Here is an 18192-nt window from a genome sequence, read left to right on the forward strand (position 1 = left end):
ATGGCGCTCGTAATGAACAACGAAAACGGACGTCTTCAGCGTCGGCGCGGGGCCCTCGCCCGCGATCTGATCGGAATAGCGGTGATGCCAGCCATCGCCGCGATCGGCTACTTCGCCTTCCCCGATAATCTCGCCCTTCTGACCCGGATGATCACGATCGCGCTGCTCGTTCTGTCACTCGATCTCGTGACCGGCTATTGCGGCGTCGCCACGCTCGGCCATGCCGCGCTGTTCGGCTCCGGCGCCTATGCCGCCGGGATCTTGTCGGCGCATTACGGCATCAATGATCCGCTGCTGATGATGCTAGCCGGCATTGCAGGCGGCGCCATTGCCGGGCTGCTCAGCGGCGCAATCATTCTGCGGGCGCACGGACTGCCGCAGCTTGTGCTGTCGATTGCGCTCATCAACCTCTTCCACGAATTCGCTAACAAAGCGTCGTCATGGACAGGAGGCAGCGATGGGCTTTCCGGCATCGCGCCGGACCCGATTTTCGGCATTTTCGAATTCGATCTTTACGGTCAAACCGCCTTTTTCTTCGGAATGGCGTTGCTGCTTATTGTCTTCGTGCTGCTCAGATTCCTGGTCCGCTCGCCCTTCGGCATACTCTGCCGCGGCATCAAGCAGGACCCGCTGCGCATCCGCGCTATGGGTGCGTCGCCGAAGGCGGCGCTGATCAGGATGTACGTCATTTCGGGCGCCGTGGCCGGGGTCGGCGGCGCCTTGAATGCGATCTCGACGCAGGTCGTCGGTCTCGACAGCCTGTCTTTCACCCAATCGGCCGAAGCGCTGGTTATGCTCGTGCTGGGCGGTACCGGCTCTCTCTTCGGTGCGCTCTCCGGCACGGTCATCTTCATGCTCTTCGAGGACTATGTCTCGGCCGCCAATCCCTTCCACTGGCTGACCATGGTCGGTGCGCTGCTGATCGCCGTCGTGCTTTTCGCGCCGAAAGGTCTCTACGGGACCGCCGCGAGCTTTATCGGCCGCCGCCGGGAGCAGCGCTCATGAGCCCGGTCTTCGAAGTTGCCAATCTCAAAAAAGCCTTCGGCGGCCTTGCCGTTACCAATAATGTCTCGCTAGCGATGTCGCCGGGTGATCGCGTGGCGCTGATCGGCCCGAACGGGGCCGGCAAGACTACTTTCGTCAACCTGGTGACCGGCAACCTTCCCCCCGATTCCGGCGAGGTGCGGCTTGGCGGCGAGGTGGTCACGAAAGTCGGCGCGATCGGCAGGGTCAAACGCGGTCTGGTGCGATCCTTCCAGGTGACACGGCTTTTCCAGGATATGACACCGGCCGAACATGTCGGGCTCGCTATTCTTCAGCGGGACGGACGCAGCGGACGCATGTTCGGCAATTTCCTGCATATGCCCGAGGTCACGGCGGAGGTCGACGATCTCCTGGGAAAGCTCGGGCTGACGCCGCTGATGCATCGCAAGGTCAGCGAAATCGCCTATGGCCAGCAGCGGCTTCTCGAGATCGCCGTGGCGTTGGCGCTGAAGCCGAAGGTGCTGCTGCTCGACGAGCCGGCAGCCGGCGTGCCGCAAAGCGATACCGGCCGCATCGAGCAGGCACTGGCCGATCTGCCTGCCGATCTCGCCGTCCTGATGATCGAACACGATATGGATCTTGTCTTCCGTTTTGCCAAACGTGTCATCGTGCTGGCCGCCGGCGCGATCATCTTCGATGGCCGGCCTGAAGACGTCACCAAGGATGCCCGCGTGCGCGAGGCCTATCTAGGGAGTTATTCCAATGCCAGCCCTGTCGCTTGAGGTCGAAAATCTCTCGGCCGGATATGGGCCGACGCGCGTGCTCGAAGCCATTTCCTTCTCCATACCGGCTGGCGCCCGGCTAGCCGTTCTCGGCCGCAACGGCATGGGCAAGACCACGCTTCTGGCCACGCTCGCCGGGCAGACCAGACGATATGACGGCCACATCCGCCTCGGCGGCTCGGATGTCACCACGGCGCCGAGCGCCACGCGCGCGCATAAGGGTCTCGGATATGTGCCGCAGACGCGCTGCGTCTTCCCGACGCTGACGGTCGAGGAAAACCTCTTCGTCGGCCTGAAGGCGCGGCCCAAAACGGCGCTTGAGGAAGCCTATGCCATGTTCCCGCGCCTGAAGGAGCGCCGCCGCAACCTCGGCAGCCAGCTCTCCGGCGGCGAGCAGCAGATGCTCTCAACCGCCCGCACCATTCTCGGCCGCCCGTCCGTCCTGCTGCTCGACGAACCGCTGGAGGGTCTTGCACCGGTTATCTGCGAGGAGCTGATGGCTGCCTTCGCCGCGCTCGCCAAGACAGGCGACATGACCATCGTGCTGGTGGAACAGCGCATCCAGAGCGCCCTCGATTTCGCCGATCAGGTCGTCATTCTCGAACGAGGCAGACTGGCCTGGTCGGGAACGCCGGAAGGCCTCGCCAGGGATCATGAGACTGTCGAGAGCCTGCTGGGCGTCGGTGGCCTGCATTGATTGATGGCCGGCAGAAGTTGGGCCGTCGGTGATCCCGCTCCGCCTTCCAAATCGCCCTTGGCACGCCGAGCCATTCATGCAGTATATCGTCATTACGACGTCATCGTTGACCTGCCATTATTATCCTGACCGAAAGCTTCATGCCGGCCGAATTGATTCATCACCTGAAGAGGCGAGAAACATGATGGTCGACCGTGCGGCAGCAGTGCAGGATAAGACGTAAAACCCTGGCTCCTGAACCTTCTTTACTTGGGTGTTTTAGCTACAGCCGGCCGGAAATTCATTGGATTGACAGGAACTGTTCTGATGCTCCGAGCAATTGGGGTTGCCAGACACCCGACAAGGTTGCATAGTCGAATTCCACATCACACGGGAGGTAGAAATGGCAAATCATAAGCCGGTCGCAGGTGACGTATACCAGCCTATTTTCAACATCGACAACCCGATCGACGGCAACATATTGGATAGCACCAGTTCCACAGATGCCGACGGAGATCTTGTGCGCCTCAACTTCGTGAACGGACAGCGAATTCCGCAGCCGGCCGATCCGGATGGCCCCGCCACGACGACGACAATCGAGGGAAAATACGGCACGCTGACCGTCTATTCCAACGGCAACTACACCTATGAACTCGATCACTCCAACCCGGTGGTATCCGCGCTCGGCCCGGGCGATCAACTCGTCGACCAATTCAATTTCAAGATCTCGGACGGCAAAGGCGCCACCGATTTCGGCTTGCTCAATATCGCTGTCGACCTGCCGGAACGTGGCGACATCTTCGTCAATTTCGAGGATGTCGGCAAACACGATTTTCCCACGGGCTACAAGGGTTTTGACTGGGGCGCTTGGCATGATGGCGACGACGCAACGATCCATAAAGAAGCCGACGGCAACCACTACCTGTCAGGCGGTGTGTTCTGGACACCCATCCAGGCGGCCGATGGCGGCACCTTCCAGATCGAGCAATTCAGCGTAGCAAATGGCACATCAGACTATGACAACGTTCTGACGATCGAAGGCAGGTTGAACGGCGATACCGTGTTTCTGGTCACGGTCAACGTGACCGCCGACAGCATTCATGATCCGCAAGTGATTGATCTCAGCGCCTATGGCCAGATCGACTACCTCGTGCTCGACACCGAGCCGGTCATCACCGAAACGAGCGGTCCTGATTATTATGGCGCGCAATACGACAATTTTCATTTCATCGTTTGAGTGGCGTCTCGGATGAACCAGCAGTCGGCCTTCCGGCCGCATCGGGAACGAGGTGATGTTCCAGATGCCAGGAAGGCCAAACGGTTCATCATGGTGAAGAACCATTACGAACGTTGTCGCTCGGGAAGCATCCTCACACTGTAGCCGCCTGCCTAGTACCAATTTCTTGCGATAGCGGACAGAGCTGCGTGTTTGCTAGCATGAGAATGTCCGAGGAGGACACGGATGCTGGGACGGAGGAAATGATGCAGCCAGTCGGAATCAAGTTAGCGGCGGTGACGTTCTCGCTGGCCGTATGGGCTATTATTATCGCTGCCGCATCCCACCTTTGGACGATGAAGCTGCCAATATTGCTTCTGACGCAATAGTCCTGTCTTCGGCGCTAAAGCATGTCGCGCAAAAGTGTGCAGCGGTTTTGCGGCAACGACATGCGTGAAAACAGATAGCTAAAGCGCGTCGCATGAATCAAGTTTGACGCGATGCACTTTAGCGGAAATCCTGCTGATCGGAAGCTGAGCGGCTTTGCCGGCTGCAGGTCTGTGTGCGCTGCTACCGATGAACCGCCGCGGCTGCCGGCACCGGCTCGAAGCAAGCCGCAAAAATCGCCAAATCTACAATGAGAGTTGGTAGCGGAGGAGGGATTTGAACCCCCGACACAAGGATTATGATTCCTCTGCTCTGACCTACTGAGCTACTCCGCCACTGGTCAAACGATACCTGCTCGCGAAGCGCTGCGGGCTCGTGGGATGAGCGGCTTATAAGGTGCGCTTCGGCTTTGTGTCAAGCGCATGATCGAGAAAAACGGTGGGCTTTGCCGCCCGCCCTCTCCTATCGGTTTCAGGCGGCGACGGGACTGGCCAAGAGGGCCTTGAGCGAAGCCTCGGCCGAAGGTTCGCGCTCGGAGCGCTCGATGAAGCCGCCGCCGAAGACGCGGGCATTGTCGCCGGGCGCGGAATAAAGCGCGCAGGCCTGGCCGGGGGCGATGCCCGCCTCACCGACCGTCAGGTCGACATAGGTGCCCGTGGCATCGATATGCAGCACGGCAGGCGTCGGCGCCCTGGTCGAGCGAACCTTGGCGTAGCAGGCAAAACCGTCACCGGCGGCGGCCTGCGCAAGCGTCTCGTCGCCCAGCCAATTGACGTCGCGCAGATAGACGCGATGGGTTTCCAGCGCCTCCTTCGGCCCGACGATGACGCGGCGCGAGCGGGCGTCGAGAAAGACGACATAGAGCGGCTCGCCGGTGGCGATGCCGATGCCGCGGCGCTGGCCGATGGTGAAGTGCAGGATGCCCTCATGGGTTCCAAGCACCCGGCCGTCGAGATGAACGATCTCACCGGCGAGCGCCGCATTCGGCTTCAGCTTGGTGATGATGTCGGAATATTTGCCCTGCGGCACGAAGCAGATGTCCTGGCTGTCGGCCTTCTTGGCGACGACGAGGCCCATTTCTTCGGCGAGCCTGCGGGTCTCGGCTTTCGGCAGGCCGCCCAAGGGAAAACGGAGGTAGTCGATCTGTTCCTGCGTCGTGGCGAACAGGAAATAGCTCTGGTCGCGGTCGGCATCGGCCGGGCGGTAAAGCGCACGGCGGCCGGGATGCTCCGGCGACGGGTTCGGCCGCGAGCGGATATAATGGCCGGTCGCCAGCGCATCGGCGCCGAGCTCCTTGGCGGTCGCCAGAAGATCGGCGAATTTGACGGTCTGGTTGCAGGAAACGCAAGGGATCGGCGTTTCGCCGGCGACATAACTTTCGGCGAAGGGATTGATCACCGTCTCGCGAAAGCGCTTTTCGTAATCGAGCACGTAATGTGGAATGCCGAGCGTTTCGCAGACGCGGCGCGCATCGTCGATATCCTGGCCGGCGCAGCAGGAACCAGCGCGGTGAACCGCGGCGCCGTGGTCGTAAAGCTGCAGCGTGATGCCGAGCACGTCGTAACCCTGCTGTTTGAGAAGGCCGGCGACGACGGATGAATCGACGCCGCCCGACATGGCGACGACGACACGGGTCTCTTCCGGCTGCTTGTCAAAATCCAGTGTGTTCAACGGTGGTGCCAAATTCTGCGTGGGTCACGATCCGCCCTTGCGCTGCAATTGCGGCGGATTTGCCGATATCAGGCGGGATCGGCCGCCATTTCTCGATGAGCAACCGATATAGAAAGGATTGTATCGAGACGCAAGGGGCGGCCTCGGATAGCGGATTTTTGGAATTCCCGGGCAAAGCAAGGCGTAGCCTGAGCCACGCCTTGGAAGCGGGGGTGCGGCTCAGGTACCGATCAGCTTGTTGCAGGCGAATGCGATGCCCGGATTGGCGATGATGGCGGTCAAGAGCGCCAGTCCGATTATCGAGAATGAATAGCGTTTCATAGACATCCTCCTTTCCAGCCCGTGGGAATTATGCCGGTTGGCCCACAATTCTCAAAATAACGAATGCTTGAGCAGGGCGGTTGAACCGAAAATCATTCGACAAAATAATTTAGGCGCCCCGGAACATTTCCCTCTATCATGCGTTGCGGGTGATGAATGTCGCAATCGAATGTCTGTGGAGGGTTTGATGGCCAGGTTCGGAACGACAGCGGATTACAGCAGGATCAGACACTGGATCGAGGAACGCGGCGGCCATCCCGCCCGTATCAAGGACGCCCGGGATAGCGAAACCGTCGGCGTCGATTTCTCCTCGGCGCCGATGGAAGAAATTTCCTGGGACGAATTCTTCCAGGGTTTTGACGGCAGCCGGCTCGCTTTTCTACATCGCACAAAGGCGCAGGACGATGCCGCCCGCCTCGGCCGGATCGTCCGCCGACGCAAGCACCACTGAATTCTTCCATTGCTGATGCAGCAAAAACCCGGCGCCGTTTCCAGCGCCGGGTTTTGTTATTTTCCTTGGGAGGAAAAAACTTAAAGCGCGTCGCAGTTAACTTGATTCATGCGACGCGCTTTAGCTCTTTGTTTTATGCATGTCGTTATCCGGGAAGTGCTGCACACTTCCCGGCGACATGCATTAGTCGATATTGAAGGTGAGCAGCTTTGCCTGGCGGATCGCCTGGTTCGCCGTCAGCTGAGCAAGCACGGTGTCGTCCACGTCGCCGTCGACATAGAGCAGCGCGATGGCGTCACCGCCCTGCTTGTCGCGGCCGAGCTGGAAGTTGGCGATGTTGACGCCGGCAGTACCAAGCGTCGTGCCGATGAAGCCGATCATGCCGGGAACGTCGGTATTGGTGATGTAGATCATGTGCGAGCCGACATCGGCATCGAGGTTGATGCCCTTGATCTGGATGAAGCGCGGCTTGCCATCCGAAAACACCGTGCCGGCGACCGAACGCGTCATGCTCTCGGTCGTCACCGTCAGCTTGATATAGCCGTCGAAGACACCTGTCTTGTCGCGCTTGACTTCGGAAAGCACGACGCCCTTTTCCTTGACCATGATCGGCGCCGAAACCATGTTGACGTCGGCGACCTGCGGGCGGATGAGGCCGGCAAGCACCGCGCTCGTCAGCGCCCGGGTGTTCATGTTGGCGGTGATGCCGTCATAGAGGATCTCGATTTCCTTGATCGGCTCCTCGGTGACCTGGCCGACGAAGGCGCCGAGCACATCGGCAAGCCGGATGAAGGGCTTCAGGATCGGCGCTTCCTCAGCCGTGATCGACGGCATGTTGATGGCGTTGGAGACCGCCCCCTTGACGAGGTAATCCGCCATCTGTTCAGCCACCTGCAGAGCGACGTTTTCCTGCGCCTCGGTGGTCGAGGCGCCGAGATGCGGCGTGCAGACGACGTTCGGCAGGCCGAAGAGCGGGCTTTCCTTGGCAGGCTCGACCTCGAAAACGTCGAAGGCGGCACCGGCGACGTGGCCGGACTTGATGGCTTCGGCAAGGGCTGCCTCATCGACCAAGCCGCCACGGGCGCAGTTGATGATGCGAACGCCCGGCTTGGTCTTTGCCAGTGCTTCCTTGTTAAGGATGCCGCGCGTCTTGTCGGTCATCGGCACGTGTAGCGTGATGAAGTCGGCACGGGCGAAAAGCTCGTCCAGCTCGACCTTGGTGACGCCCATCTCCTCGGCGCGCTCCTTGGACAGGAACGGATCGTAGGCGACGACATGCATCTTCAAGCCGATGGCGCGGGCGCAGACGATCGAGCCGATATTGCCGGCGCCGATGACGCCGAGCGTCTTGCCGGTGATCTCGACGCCCATGAATTTCGACTTTTCCCATTTGCCGGCCTGCGTCGAGGTATCGGCTGCCGGAAGCTGGCGGGCGACGGCGAACATCAGCGCGATCGCGTGTTCGGCCGTGGTGATCGAGTTGCCGAAGGGCGTGTTCATGACGATGATGCCGCGGCGCGAGGCGGCCGGAATATCGACATTGTCGACGCCGATGCCGGCACGGCCGACGACCTTGAGGTTCGTCGCCCCCTGGATGATCTTTTCCGTCACCTTGGTGGCGGAGCGGATGGCGAGACCGTCATATTTGCCGATGACGTCGAGCAGACGGTCCTTGTCCTTGCCGAGCTGCGGTTCGAAATCGACTTCGACGCCGCGGTCGCGAAAAATCTGGACGGCGGTTTCCGATAATTCGTCGGATACGAGAACGCGAGGTGCCATTGTGGCCTCCTTCAAAAGTGTTCAGCGATGGATGAAATCAGGGATGCCAGAGCATGATGCCGAAAAGTGTATGCGGTTTTCGGACGACATCATGCTCTTATTCTTTGATCCACTCCGCCCTGTGGCGGAGCCGGATGCGATCACGTCAGGCGGCCGCCTGAGCGAGCTGCGCCTTCTGCGTTTCGAAGGCCCAGGAAAGCCAGGGCATCAGCTTCTGCATGTCGGCTGCCTCGATCGTGGCGCCGGCCCAGATGCGCAGGCCGGACGGCGCGTCGCGGTAATGTCCGACGTCATAAGCGACGCCTTCCTTTTCCAGGAGGCCAACCAAGCCCTTGGCGAAAGCCGCCTGGCCGTCATCATCAAGCGCCGTGATGTCCTTATCGACGATCTTCAGGCAGACGGAGGTGTTGGAGGCCGTTTCCGCCTTGACGGCGAGATTGGCGATCCAGTCGTTGGCCGCGACAAAATCATGGATGACCTTGGCATTGGCATCGGCGCGCGCAATCAGCGCCTTGAGGCCGCCGAGCTTCTTGGCCCAGACAAGCGCATCGATATAGTCCTCGACGCAGAGCATCGACGGCGTGTTGATCGTCTCGCCCTGGAAGATGCCTTCGGTCAGCTTGCCGCCCGAGGTCATGCGGAAAATCTTCGGCAGCGGCCAGGCGGGCGTATAGGTGACCAGACGCTCGACGGCGCGCGGCGAAAGAATGATGACGCCGTGTGCACCCTCGCCGCCCAGAACCTTCTGCCAGGAGAAGGTGACGACATCGAGCTTGGCGAAATCGAGTTGCTGCGCGAAAGCGGCCGAGGTGGCATCGCAGATCGTCAGACCCTTACGGTCGGCAGGGATGAAATCGGCGTTCGGCACGCGCACGCCTGATGTGGTGCCGTTCCAGGTGAAGACGACGTCACGATCGAAATCGACGGTGGAGAGATCGGGAAGCTCGCCGTAACCGGCTTCGAGCTTGCGCACGTCCTTGAGCTTCAGCTGCTTGACGACATCGGTGACCCAGCCGGCGCCGAAGCTTTCCCAGGCAAGCATGTCGACGCCGCGTTCGCCGAGCAGCGACCAGAGCGCCATTTCGACGGCGCCGGTATCGGACGCCGGAACGATACCGATGCGGTAATCCGCCGGCACGTCGAGAATTTCACTGGTAAGGTCGATGGCCTGCTTCAGCTTGGTCTTGCCGACCTTCGCGCGGTGCGAACGGCCAAGGGCCGCGTCGGAAAGAGCGTCGAGCGACCAACCGGGGCGCTTCGAGCAGGGGCCAGAAGAAAAATGCGTATTATTCGGACGGATGTCCGGCTTTGCGGTCTTCGCCATGATGCTATCCTCTCAGATAGAAAGCCCTTCGTTGGGGAAGGGTGTCCCGCCGCCGTGTGTATGGATAGCAGGCGTCTTAGTCAAGATCGAAGTGTCGCAGAGAGAGGATATTTTGACGCAGGCACGCTTGACGCAGCAAAAAGCCGCCCGGGCGGGCGGCTTTCTGATGGAAGAGAATGAAGCTTACTTGTAGACCGCCGGCTGCAGCGGGATTTCCGGCGGCGGTTCGTAGCTCGCCTGGGCGCAACCGCCGAACAGATAGCGGGCGCCGACGCGGGCTTCGTGGACGCTGAGACCCTTGTCTCGGCCGGGGCCGCCATTTTCGGCATAGCCAAACATGTTGCCGCCGTCGATATGCAGGTAGCGGTAGCCGACATCGGCCTTGACGTTGCAGGTGACGTCGATCGAGGCACCGGCCATGAGGGCGTAAGTAAAGCGCCAGTTGCCCTTGCCGCCGTGAGTGACCTGATCATCGCAGAAGCTGCCGTCATCGGCGCAGGCGACGTTGCGCAGGTTCTTCCACTTGACGTAGGAACCACCGATACCGGCGCCGACGTAGGGCGTGACATAACCATAGGTGCCGAGATCGACGTAAGCGTTGGCAAGCAGCGTGTAGGCGGTCAGCGAAGAGCGGTCGCTCGACGTGCAATCCACCAGGGGGAAGCCGCACTGTCCGACCGTCGAGCCCTTGAAATCAGCCTGAGTCAGATAGTCGAAAGTCAGGTCGGTTCGCAGATAGCTGTTGATCTGATAACCGACACCGCCGCCGACCGTCCACGCGTCGTCCAGATCGGCACTGTCGAAATCGACCTCGTTGGAGTTGCTGCCCTGGAAATAGCGGGCGCCGCGCAGATCGGTGAAGGCATAACCGACATCACCGCGCAGGTACCAGCCGGTCGCTTCGCTGACCGTGACCTCAGGCGGCTGCTCCGGGATCGGCTCGGCAGGAGCGAGGTCCGCGGAATAGGCGTTTGTCGCGATCAACAATGCGGCGAAGATGCCGGACAAGCTTCTTTTCATGGATCCCACTCCAAAATTCGTTGAGGCGGCAGGCTCAAGTCGCTGCCAAACTGATACGCTTCGGATGGATAATGAACGGGAAACGTTAAAAGCTGCTTAACCACGATTATTTACCGTATATCTTGAAGCTTCTGGTAGAGGAAACATGGATTGCCGCGGTAAAAGTCTTTGAAGCGATGACCTGATGAAGGCGATTTGGCTGGATAACGCACCAGCTCTTCCCGTAATCTTCGTCTGGCCGCCGCACGGCATATGATCATCACCGGCGGTGATAAATTGGCGAGGGCGTAGTAAGTGCCGGTCTAACGAAGCACCGCTGTGGTGTGTCTCTGCACGCTGACGGGAGGGTTGGCGAGAACGCTAACCACACTCTCCGTCTTCCCAGGCCTTGAGCCTGGGATCCATACGGCAGCTGCTGTGGACGCGAGTGGATGCTCGGCTCAAGGCCGAGCAGGACGGAGGGTGGGCGGGCAGAAGAACCCATTCATAAACTGACTTGGTGAGGTGAGTGGGTTGATCCTTGCGCTAGATTTTCTGCAGTGGAGCGTAGCATCGAACGAGCTTCGCGAGCAAAGCACACTGATCGGCCGATCAGCCACACGGCACGCCGATCAGCCCTCATCCTGAGGTGCCCCGAAGGGGCCTCGAAGGACGGGGGCGGGTGGCTGCGCACTCACAGCCATCCGAATTGTTGCATAGCGCATCGGTGGCCGGCCTCGTCCTTCGAGGCCCCTGCGGGGCGCCTCAGGATGAGGGCGGAGAGAGGGCCTCGCCCATCCTCAAGCAATCAGGCGGCAGTCCGCACGTTCGAGATCGTGCCGATCAGCTCGTTGACGATGCGCTCGATCTGGGCGCGGTCGTCGCCCTCGGCCATGACGCGGATCAGCGGCTCGGTGCCCGAGGGGCGGATGACGAGGCGGCCGTTCTTGGCCAGTTCGGCTTCGGCATCGGCGATCGCCTTCTGCACCTGGATATCCTCCAGCGGCTTGCCGCCGCTGATGCGGACGTTGCGCAGGAGCTGCGGCACCGGCTCGAAGCGGCGGCAGACCTCGCTGACGGTCCGGCCGGTCCGCTTGACCGCGGCCAGGATCTGCAGCGCTGCGACCAGACCGTCGCCAGTCGTGCCGTAGTCCGAGAGCACGATGTGGCCCGACTGCTCGCCGCCGACATTGTAATTGTGCTGGCGCATATGCTCGACGACGTAGCGGTCGCCGACGCGCGTGCGGGCAAGCGCCATGCCGCGATCGTCGAGGAAGCGCTCGAGGCCGAGATTGGACATCACGGTGGCGACGATGCCGTTGCCGCGCAGCTGCTGGCTCTCGGCCCAGCTCTCGGCGATGACGGCCATGAGCTGGTCGCCGTCGACGATCGAGCCGTTTTCATCGACAATGATGACGCGGTCGGCATCGCCGTCGAGCGCGATACCGATATCAGCGCGCACTTCGTCGACCTTCTTCTGCAGCGCGACCGGGCTGGTGGAGCCGCAATTCAAATTGATGTTGGTGCCGTTCGGCTCGTTGCCGATGGTGACGACTTCGGCCCCGAGCTCCCAGAGCACGGCAGGCGCCACTTTGTAGGCGGCACCATTGGCGCAGTCGATCGCGATCCTCAGACCCTGCAGCGTCACGTCGCGCGGCAGCGTGCGCTTGGCATGTTCGATGTAGCGGTCATGCACGCCGTCAACGCGCTTGGCGCGGCCGATATCGTCGGATTTGGCAAGCTGGGCGTTCAGGTCCTTTTCGAGCAGATCCTCGATCTCGGCTTCGAGGTCGTCGGAAAGCTTGTAACCATCAGGGCCGAAGAGCTTGATGCCGTTATCCTCGTAAGGATTGTGCGACGCCGAGATCATCACGCCGATATCGCAGCGCAGCGAGCGCGTCAGCATCGCGACGGCAGGCGTCGGAATCGGGCCGAGAATAAAGGCATCCAGGCCGGCAGCGGTGAAACCTGCGACCATGGCGTTCTCAAGCATATAACCGGAAAGACGCGTATCCTTGCCGATGACGACGCGGTGGCGGTGATTGCCGCGGCGGAAAATCGTGCCGGCGGCAATGCCGACCCGCATGGCGAGATCCGGTGTCATCGGGAAGACGTTGGATTGGCCACGAATGCCGTCCGTACCGAAATAGCGTCTCTTCATCTGCACTCCTGCGCTTTTCGCGCGCCATTCAAGGCAGCGCACCGTTCCAAGCGAATCCGGCTTCCATGGAATGTCGTCAATCCAGGAGCGTGATTCACGCTTGCCTCAATTCAGCGGAATGCCACAAAATGCGGCGATCGGCACGTAAATTAGCAAGAAAAATGATTATATCCCGTTACCAATAGAAAAGGCCGGATCTCCCCGCTGGGGAAATCCGGCCTTGTTCACAATCGTGGCAGCCGCTCAATGCGGCTGCGGTTCAAGGCCGGCTTCGGGCTCATCACCCTTGGCGGCAGGCCGTGCGCCGGCTTTCGGAACCGCCGAGCCGCGGCTTGGCGGTGAATCATCGCCAAGATCGCGCGACGGCTTCTCGCCGCGGATCAGCGCCTTGATCTCTTCACCGGTCAGCGTCTCATATTCGAGCAGACCTTCGGCAAGAGCGACGAATTCGTCGTGCTTATCCGTCAGGATCGTGCGGGCCTGCGTATAGGCTTCGTCGATCAGGCGGCGCACTTCATTGTCGATCTTCTGCGCGGTTGCCTCCGAAACATTCTTCGACTGCGAAACCGAGTGGCCGAGGAAGACCTCCTGCTGATTCTCGCCATAGGCGACCTGACCGAGCTGGTCGGAGAAGCCCCATTGCGTGACCATGGCACGGGCAAGCTTGGTGGCCTGCTCGATGTCGGAGGAGGCACCCGAGGTGATGTTCTCCTTGCCGAAGGTGAGTTCTTCGGCGACACGGCCGCCCATCATGATGCAGAGGCGCGACACCATCCACTTGTAGCTCATCGAGTAGCGGTCGCCCTCGGGAAGCTGCATGACCATGCCGAGTGCACGGCCGCGCGGAATGATCGTCGCCTTGTGCAGCGGATCGGCGACGGCGACATTGAGCGCGGTGATGGCGTGGCCGGCCTCATGGTAAGCGGTGAGCTTCTTTTCCGCCTCGGTCATGGCCGAGGATCGGCGCTCGGCGCCCATCATGATCTTGTCCTTGGCGTCTTCGAATTCCTGCATGGTGACGACGCGCTTGTTGCGGCGGGCGGCCATCAGGGCGGCTTCGTTGACGAGGTTCATCAGGTCGGCGCCGGAGAAACCGGGCGTGCCGCGGGCGAGAACCTTGAGATCGACATTCGGCGCCAGCGGAACGTTGCGGGCATGTACCTTGAGGATGCGCTCGCGGCCGACGATATCCGGGTTCGGAACCACGACCTGACGGTCGAAACGGCCGGGACGCAGCAGCGCCGGGTCGAGCACGTCGGGGCGGTTGGTGGCGGCAATCAGGATCACGCCTTCATTCGCCTCGAAGCCATCCATCTCGACCAGCAGCTGGTTCAGCGTCTGCTCGCGTTCGTCATTGCCGCCGCCGAGACCGGCGCCGCGGTGACGGCCGACGGCATCGATTTCGTCGATGAAGATGATGCAGGGCGCATTCTTCTTCGCCTGCTCGAACATATCGCGCACGCGGCTAGCGCCGACGCCGACGAACATTTCGACGAAGTCGGAACCCGAAATAGTGAAGAAGGGCACGTTGGCTTCGCCGGCAACCGAGCGGGCGAGCAGCGTCTTGCCGGTGCCCGGAGGACCGACGAGCAGCACGCCGCGCGGAATCTTGCCGCCGAGACGCTGGAACTTCTGCGGATCGCGCAGGAATTCGACGATTTCTTCGAGATCCTGCTTGGCCTCGTCGACACCGGCGACGTCTTCGAAGGTGACACGGCCATGCGCTTCGGTCAGCAGCTTGGCCTTCGACTTGCCGAAGCCCATCGCGCCACGCGAGCCGCCCTGCATCTGCCGCATGAAGAACAGCCAGACGCCGAGGATGAGCAGCATCGGCAGCAGCGTTCCGAGGTAGCTCAGAAAGCCGGAGGAACCGTCGGTCTCCGGACGCGCAGTGACAGCAACGTTTTTGGCCTGCAGGCGATCGAGCAAGCTGTCGTCGATAACGGGCGAATAGGTCTGGAAATTATTGTTATTCTCCAGATATGTTCCGCTCAGCCGGTTGCCGGTGACCACGACATCCTTCACGCGGCCCGCATCGACCTCACGCAGGAACTGCGAATAAGGGATTTCGCGGGAGCCCGTCTGCGCCGGCGCCGTCTGGAACATACTGAAAAGGGCGATCAGCAGAAGCGCTATGATCGCCCACAAGGCGAAATTACGTAAGTTAGGGTTCATTGAACTCCCCAGCACTGGAACAGCCGCCTCATGGCGACCGTCTTATTCGTTTCTAACATAGGGTTGCGCCGTGCGATTGCCAAGGCGACACCCCAGGTCAGATGGTTTTTCCGTCAATACTTCTTAAAGGCGGCCTCGCATAGGGCGCCGTCGCGAAAACCGCCGAAAGCCTGTTGGCAAAGATGAAATCAAATCGTGTCAAAAAGCGGTCGAAGGGTGCGAAATAGGGCGTGAGGTGGATGATGCGGATGTATTCCTGAGATAAGGGCGCTCCTCCGGCCGATAAAACCGGTGCCGAGGCCATGGCGCGTCTCCATGCTGACTTGGGAAGGCCTCTGCCCCCTCCTCCCTCATTCCTGTGCTCGTCACAGGAATCTAGTGCGCCCAAGTCCTTGGGCGCGGAAGACTCGTCGTGTGTTGTAGAGTTAATCACCGCGCCGACGCGCGGTGGCTGGATTCCTGTGACGAGCACAGGAATGAGGGAGGAACGGCCGGATTGCGCTTCTATCCTCACATCAATCGCCGACCTATTGACCGCCACAAACCTCCCATCCCACACGCCCGCCTCCCCGGGCTGCAAGACCAGCGGCAAGATCCCCCGGCTTTCACGCGTGAGGTAAAGCCCGTCCCGTCTGAGATCGAAGACCACCCGGCCGACCGTCATCCGCCCCGGCTCCCCGCCGGCGGCAAATGAGAGAAGGCGCTCAATCTGCGCCCTCCCCGGCGCAAACGGTTGCCCACCGAAAACGGCCGTGAGACGACCGAGCACATAGTCGAGAACGGCGCGATCCTGCCGTAACCCGTTGGGCGTCACCTGCCCGAGCACACCGCCGTGAAGCTTGAAATGACGATCCAGCCATTCCGCTCCCTTGGCCGAAACAGCCAGTCGCTCTTCCCAGACGGTGCGGATATTCCTCTCGGCGCCCGCATCGGCCGAAAGCTCCCGCCGGATTCGCACGCGCTCGTATTTCACATCTTCGTTGCTCGGATCGTCGATCCACGCAGCACCCTGCTCGCTCAGGAAAGCGCGAATATCGGCCCGGCTGGAAAAGAGAAGCGGGCGCAAAATCCAGAAACGCTGGTCGAAAAGCACCGCATCGGCAATACCGGTCGAAACCTCCTCCGTTCGCATTCCGCGCATGGCAAGCGTTTCACGCTGATCGTCGAGCGTATGGGCGGTGACGATGAGATCGGCGCCAAGAGCTTCCGCCGCTTCGGCGAGCAAGCCGTAACGCGCCTCGCGGGCCGCGGCCATGATGCCGGTTTTCGGCTTGTCGCCCTGCCAGGTCATGATGGTATGGGCAATGCCGAGCGACGCGCAGAGGGCTGCGACTTCTCGCGCCTCGTCTGCGGAACCGGCGCGCAACGCATGATCGACGGTCGCAGCGCATAGGGAAATTTTGAGATGCGGCGCGGCCTTCACGGCTTCATCGAGAAGGAGAAGCAGGCCGGTGGAATCGCTGCCGCCTGATATCGCGACGAGAATGCGCGCGGGGCTTTGAAGCGAGGTGAGAAACTGGAGGATCGCCTCTCGCGGCGATCGGGCTTCCGGAGACATGCCGGAAGACCTTAGCAGGCGAGGCGCTTCTGTTCGCTCGCAACCTTGCTTATGACGGCACGCGAAGCCTTCGGGTACCGCTTCGAGACTTCGCGCAACGTCGCGCAGGCCGTCTCGGTATTGTCGAGGGCGGCCAGCGACATGCCGAGCTTCAACAGCATCTCGGGCGCCTTTTCCGATGTGCCGTATTTCTGGTGCGCATTGAGGAAGGTCTTGGCCGCCTCATTGTACTTGCCCTGCGAATAGAGCGCTTCGCCAAGCCAGAAATTGGCGTCCGCCGCCCGCGCGCTGCTCGGGTAGCGGGTGATGTACTGGGTGAACTCTTGTTCGGCCGTGCTGTAATCGCCTGATAAGACGTGACCATAGGCCGACTTGTACTGGTCCGCCTCACCGCCAAGCGAGGCAGTCTGCTGCGGCGCGCCGGGATTGGCATTGGGGATAGGGCCGGAGCCCACTCCCGCATTTGCATCGACGGTTCCGCCGACCGGATTGCCGTTCTGATCGAAATCGATCGAGCCGAGCTCCTTCGGCGGCTGCCCGAGGCCAGTATTGCTGGGCACGTTGGTGGAGGGAGCCGTTTCGGCTCCCTGCGGTGCTTGGATCACCCTGGCAACGTCATCGCCGCCGGACGCTGCCGGAGCGGTATCGGTCTCGCTCTTCTTGACAGGAGCTTTGGCACCGCCGCCGCTGGCACCGGTCTTTTCCAACTGTTGGAAGCGGAATTCATTGTCTTCCTGCTGCTTGCGGATCGTCTCCTGCATCTGCAGCAGCTGGAAGCTCATCTCCTCGATCCGGCCATTCAGCTGCCGAAGCTGCTCTTCGAGCTGTTGCACGCGAACCTCGGCATCGCCGCTCTGCACCTTGACAACAGGCGGCGCCGCTTGGTTTTCCGTGGACCGGCCGCCGAGATGCAGCCCAAAGAACGAGGCGGAATAGGCCGCCCGTTCGCTCCCGGTCACAGCCGCGAGGCACAGCATGCCTGCCACGACAAGTTTCTTCATATGTATCGTCCTGTCCCAGTGATTCTTCGCACCTCGATGGCACGAACAGGAGATTTTTCCAATTGCTGTCAAAAAGCAACGGAGTCTGGCCAAAGTGTGGTCAAAAAGAAAGGCGGCCCCCGAGAGGACCGCCTTGCGAAAGCGAACTAAATCGGCAGATTACATGCCGGCGCCGCCGAGAACCGTGACTGCGCGGCGGTTCTGCGACCAGCAGGAAATATCGTCACAGACGGCAACCGGACGTTCCTTACCGTAGGAAATCGTCTTCAGGCGCTGCGCCGGGACGCCGCGCGAAGCGAGATAATCTTTGGCTGCAGCCGCGCGGCGGGCACCTAGCGCGAGGTTATATTCGCGCGTACCGCGTTCGTCGGCATGGCCTTCGACGGTGATCTGGTAGTTCGGGTAGCGGCCGAGCCACTGAGCCTGACGGTCGAGCGTCTGCGAGGCATCGGCACGGATCGACGAGGAGTCGGTGTCGAAGAAGATACGGTCGCCGACATTGACCGTGAAGTCTTGGGCCGAGCCCGGCGTTGCGGAGCCACCAGCGCCGCCGGCGCCGAGGCCGAGATCACCGGCGCTGTTCGGCGGCTTCTTTGCGCAGCTTGCGAGCGCCAGACCGGCCACCAGCGCGATCATGACGGGGTTGCGGGCAAAATTCTGCATGCGGCTCATTGCCGGGGTATGAATTCGGCTCATGGCCGGTCTCC

General features: G+C 61.1%; 14 protein-coding genes and 1 tRNA gene. 5 read left to right on the forward strand and 10 right to left on the reverse strand.

The window, feature by feature from the left end; genetic code table 11:
• The 4 genes from FHX14_RS14505 (at position 1) to FHX14_RS14520 (ending at position 3679) form a co-directional block, all read left to right on the forward strand.
• Positions 1 to 1005 (forward strand): branched-chain amino acid ABC transporter permease, encoded by a 1005-nt coding sequence (locus FHX14_RS14505; RefSeq protein ID WP_184377610.1) that lies wholly within the window; start codon positions 1 to 3, stop codon positions 1003 to 1005.
• On the forward strand, positions 1002 to 1766 hold the full coding sequence (locus FHX14_RS14510; protein WP_184377611.1) for an ABC transporter ATP-binding protein: 765 nt from the start codon (positions 1002 to 1004) through the stop codon (positions 1764 to 1766). The genes FHX14_RS14505 and FHX14_RS14510 overlap by 4 nt, the downstream gene beginning before the upstream one ends.
• The gene (locus FHX14_RS14515) at positions 1747 to 2463 is read left to right on the forward strand and encodes an ABC transporter ATP-binding protein (RefSeq protein WP_184377612.1); all 717 of its coding nucleotides are present in this window, start codon (positions 1747 to 1749) and stop codon (positions 2461 to 2463) included. Before FHX14_RS14510 ends, FHX14_RS14515 begins: the two co-directional genes overlap by 20 nt.
• A gap of 364 nt (positions 2464 to 2827) precedes the next feature.
• Positions 2828 to 3679, forward strand: coding sequence for a VCBS domain-containing protein (locus FHX14_RS14520; protein WP_348649253.1), 852 nt, complete (start codon positions 2828 to 2830; stop codon positions 3677 to 3679).
• Positions 3680 to 4303: 624 nt separating this feature from the next.
• Here FHX14_RS14520 and FHX14_RS14525 read toward each other — a convergent pair.
• Positions 4304 to 4380: transfer RNA gene (locus FHX14_RS14525), tRNA-Met, on the reverse strand.
• Between the two features lie 136 nt (positions 4381 to 4516).
• Positions 4517 to 5716, reverse strand: coding sequence for a tRNA 2-thiouridine(34) synthase MnmA (mnmA, locus tag FHX14_RS14530; RefSeq protein ID WP_003590364.1), 1200 nt, complete (start codon positions 5714 to 5716; stop codon positions 4517 to 4519).
• A gap of 508 nt (positions 5717 to 6224) precedes the next feature.
• Here mnmA and FHX14_RS14535 point away from each other — a divergent pair.
• Complete coding sequence (locus tag FHX14_RS14535; RefSeq protein ID WP_003590361.1) at positions 6225 to 6488, forward strand: hypothetical protein; 264 nt, start codon at positions 6225 to 6227, stop codon at positions 6486 to 6488.
• A 183-nt stretch (positions 6489 to 6671) separates the two neighbouring features.
• Here FHX14_RS14535 and serA read toward each other — a convergent pair whose 3' ends face one another.
• From serA to pal, 8 genes are all read right to left on the reverse strand, one after another.
• Complete coding sequence (gene serA / locus FHX14_RS14540; RefSeq protein WP_012558832.1) at positions 6672 to 8267, reverse strand: phosphoglycerate dehydrogenase; 1596 nt, start codon at positions 8265 to 8267, stop codon at positions 6672 to 6674.
• A 145-nt stretch (positions 8268 to 8412) separates the two neighbouring features.
• On the reverse strand, positions 8413 to 9591 hold the full coding sequence (locus tag FHX14_RS14545; protein ID WP_184377614.1) for a phosphoserine transaminase: 1179 nt from the start codon (positions 9589 to 9591) through the stop codon (positions 8413 to 8415).
• 183 nt (positions 9592 to 9774) lie between these two features.
• Entirely contained in the window at positions 9775 to 10611 is an 837-nt protein-coding gene (locus tag FHX14_RS14550; protein ID WP_003590357.1) for an outer membrane protein, read from the reverse strand.
• Between the two features lie 787 nt (positions 10612 to 11398).
• Positions 11399 to 12751 carry a phosphoglucosamine mutase gene (gene glmM / locus FHX14_RS14555; protein ID WP_003590355.1) on the reverse strand — a complete coding sequence of 451 codons (1353 nt, stop codon included), beginning with the start codon at positions 12749 to 12751 and terminating at the stop codon, positions 11399 to 11401.
• Between the two features lie 243 nt (positions 12752 to 12994).
• Positions 12995 to 14926, reverse strand: a complete 1932-nt coding sequence (gene ftsH, locus FHX14_RS14560; protein ID WP_003590353.1) for an ATP-dependent zinc metalloprotease FtsH — start codon at positions 14924 to 14926, stop codon at positions 12995 to 12997.
• Between the two features lie 97 nt (positions 14927 to 15023).
• Positions 15024 to 16484: a tRNA lysidine(34) synthetase TilS gene (gene tilS, locus FHX14_RS14565; protein ID WP_184377615.1), complete on the reverse strand. Its 1461-nt coding sequence runs from the start codon at positions 16482 to 16484 to the stop codon at positions 15024 to 15026.
• An 11-nt stretch (positions 16485 to 16495) separates the two neighbouring features.
• Complete coding sequence (gene ybgF, locus FHX14_RS14570; RefSeq protein ID WP_003590350.1) at positions 16496 to 17485, reverse strand: tol-pal system protein YbgF; 990 nt, start codon at positions 17483 to 17485, stop codon at positions 16496 to 16498.
• A 159-nt stretch (positions 17486 to 17644) separates the two neighbouring features.
• Positions 17645 to 18181, reverse strand: a complete 537-nt coding sequence (gene pal, locus FHX14_RS14575) for a peptidoglycan-associated lipoprotein Pal (RefSeq protein ID WP_003590347.1) — start codon at positions 18179 to 18181, stop codon at positions 17645 to 17647.
• Positions 18182 to 18192: the final 11 nt, after the last annotated feature.

It is taken from the genome of Rhizobium sp. BK619 (assembly GCF_014195245.1).
Lineage (GTDB): Bacteria > Pseudomonadota > Alphaproteobacteria > Rhizobiales > Rhizobiaceae > Rhizobium > Rhizobium acidisoli.

Excerpts from the sequence above, each read along its gene's own strand:
- FHX14_RS14515 (WP_184377612.1), top strand. The coding sequence starts at position 1,747 with ATGCCAGCCCTGTCGCTTGAGGTCGAAAATCTCTCGGCCGGATATGGG.
- FHX14_RS14505 (WP_184377610.1), top strand. The coding sequence starts at position 1 with ATGGCGCTCGTAATGAACAACGAAAACGGACGTCTTCAGCGTCGGCGC.
- FHX14_RS14535 (WP_003590361.1), top strand. The coding sequence starts at position 6,225 with ATGGCCAGGTTCGGAACGACAGCGGATTACAGCAGGATCAGACACTGG.
- FHX14_RS14510 (WP_184377611.1), top strand. The coding sequence starts at position 1,002 with ATGAGCCCGGTCTTCGAAGTTGCCAATCTCAAAAAAGCCTTCGGCGGC.
- FHX14_RS14545 (WP_184377614.1), bottom strand. The coding sequence starts at position 9,591 with ATGGCGAAGACCGCAAAGCCGGACATCCGTCCGAATAATACGCATTTT.
- FHX14_RS14550 (WP_003590357.1), bottom strand. The coding sequence starts at position 10,611 with ATGAAAAGAAGCTTGTCCGGCATCTTCGCCGCATTGTTGATCGCGACA.
- ftsH (WP_003590353.1), bottom strand. The coding sequence starts at position 14,926 with ATGAACCCTAACTTACGTAATTTCGCCTTGTGGGCGATCATAGCGCTT.
- ybgF (WP_003590350.1), bottom strand. The coding sequence starts at position 17,485 with ATGAAGAAACTTGTCGTGGCAGGCATGCTGTGCCTCGCGGCTGTGACC.
- glmM (WP_003590355.1), bottom strand. The coding sequence starts at position 12,751 with ATGAAGAGACGCTATTTCGGTACGGACGGCATTCGTGGCCAATCCAAC.
- tilS (WP_184377615.1), bottom strand. The coding sequence starts at position 16,484 with ATGTCTCCGGAAGCCCGATCGCCGCGAGAGGCGATCCTCCAGTTTCTC.
- pal (WP_003590347.1), bottom strand. The coding sequence starts at position 18,181 with ATGAGCCGAATTCATACCCCGGCAATGAGCCGCATGCAGAATTTTGCC.
- serA (WP_012558832.1), bottom strand. The coding sequence starts at position 8,267 with ATGGCACCTCGCGTTCTCGTATCCGACGAATTATCGGAAACCGCCGTC.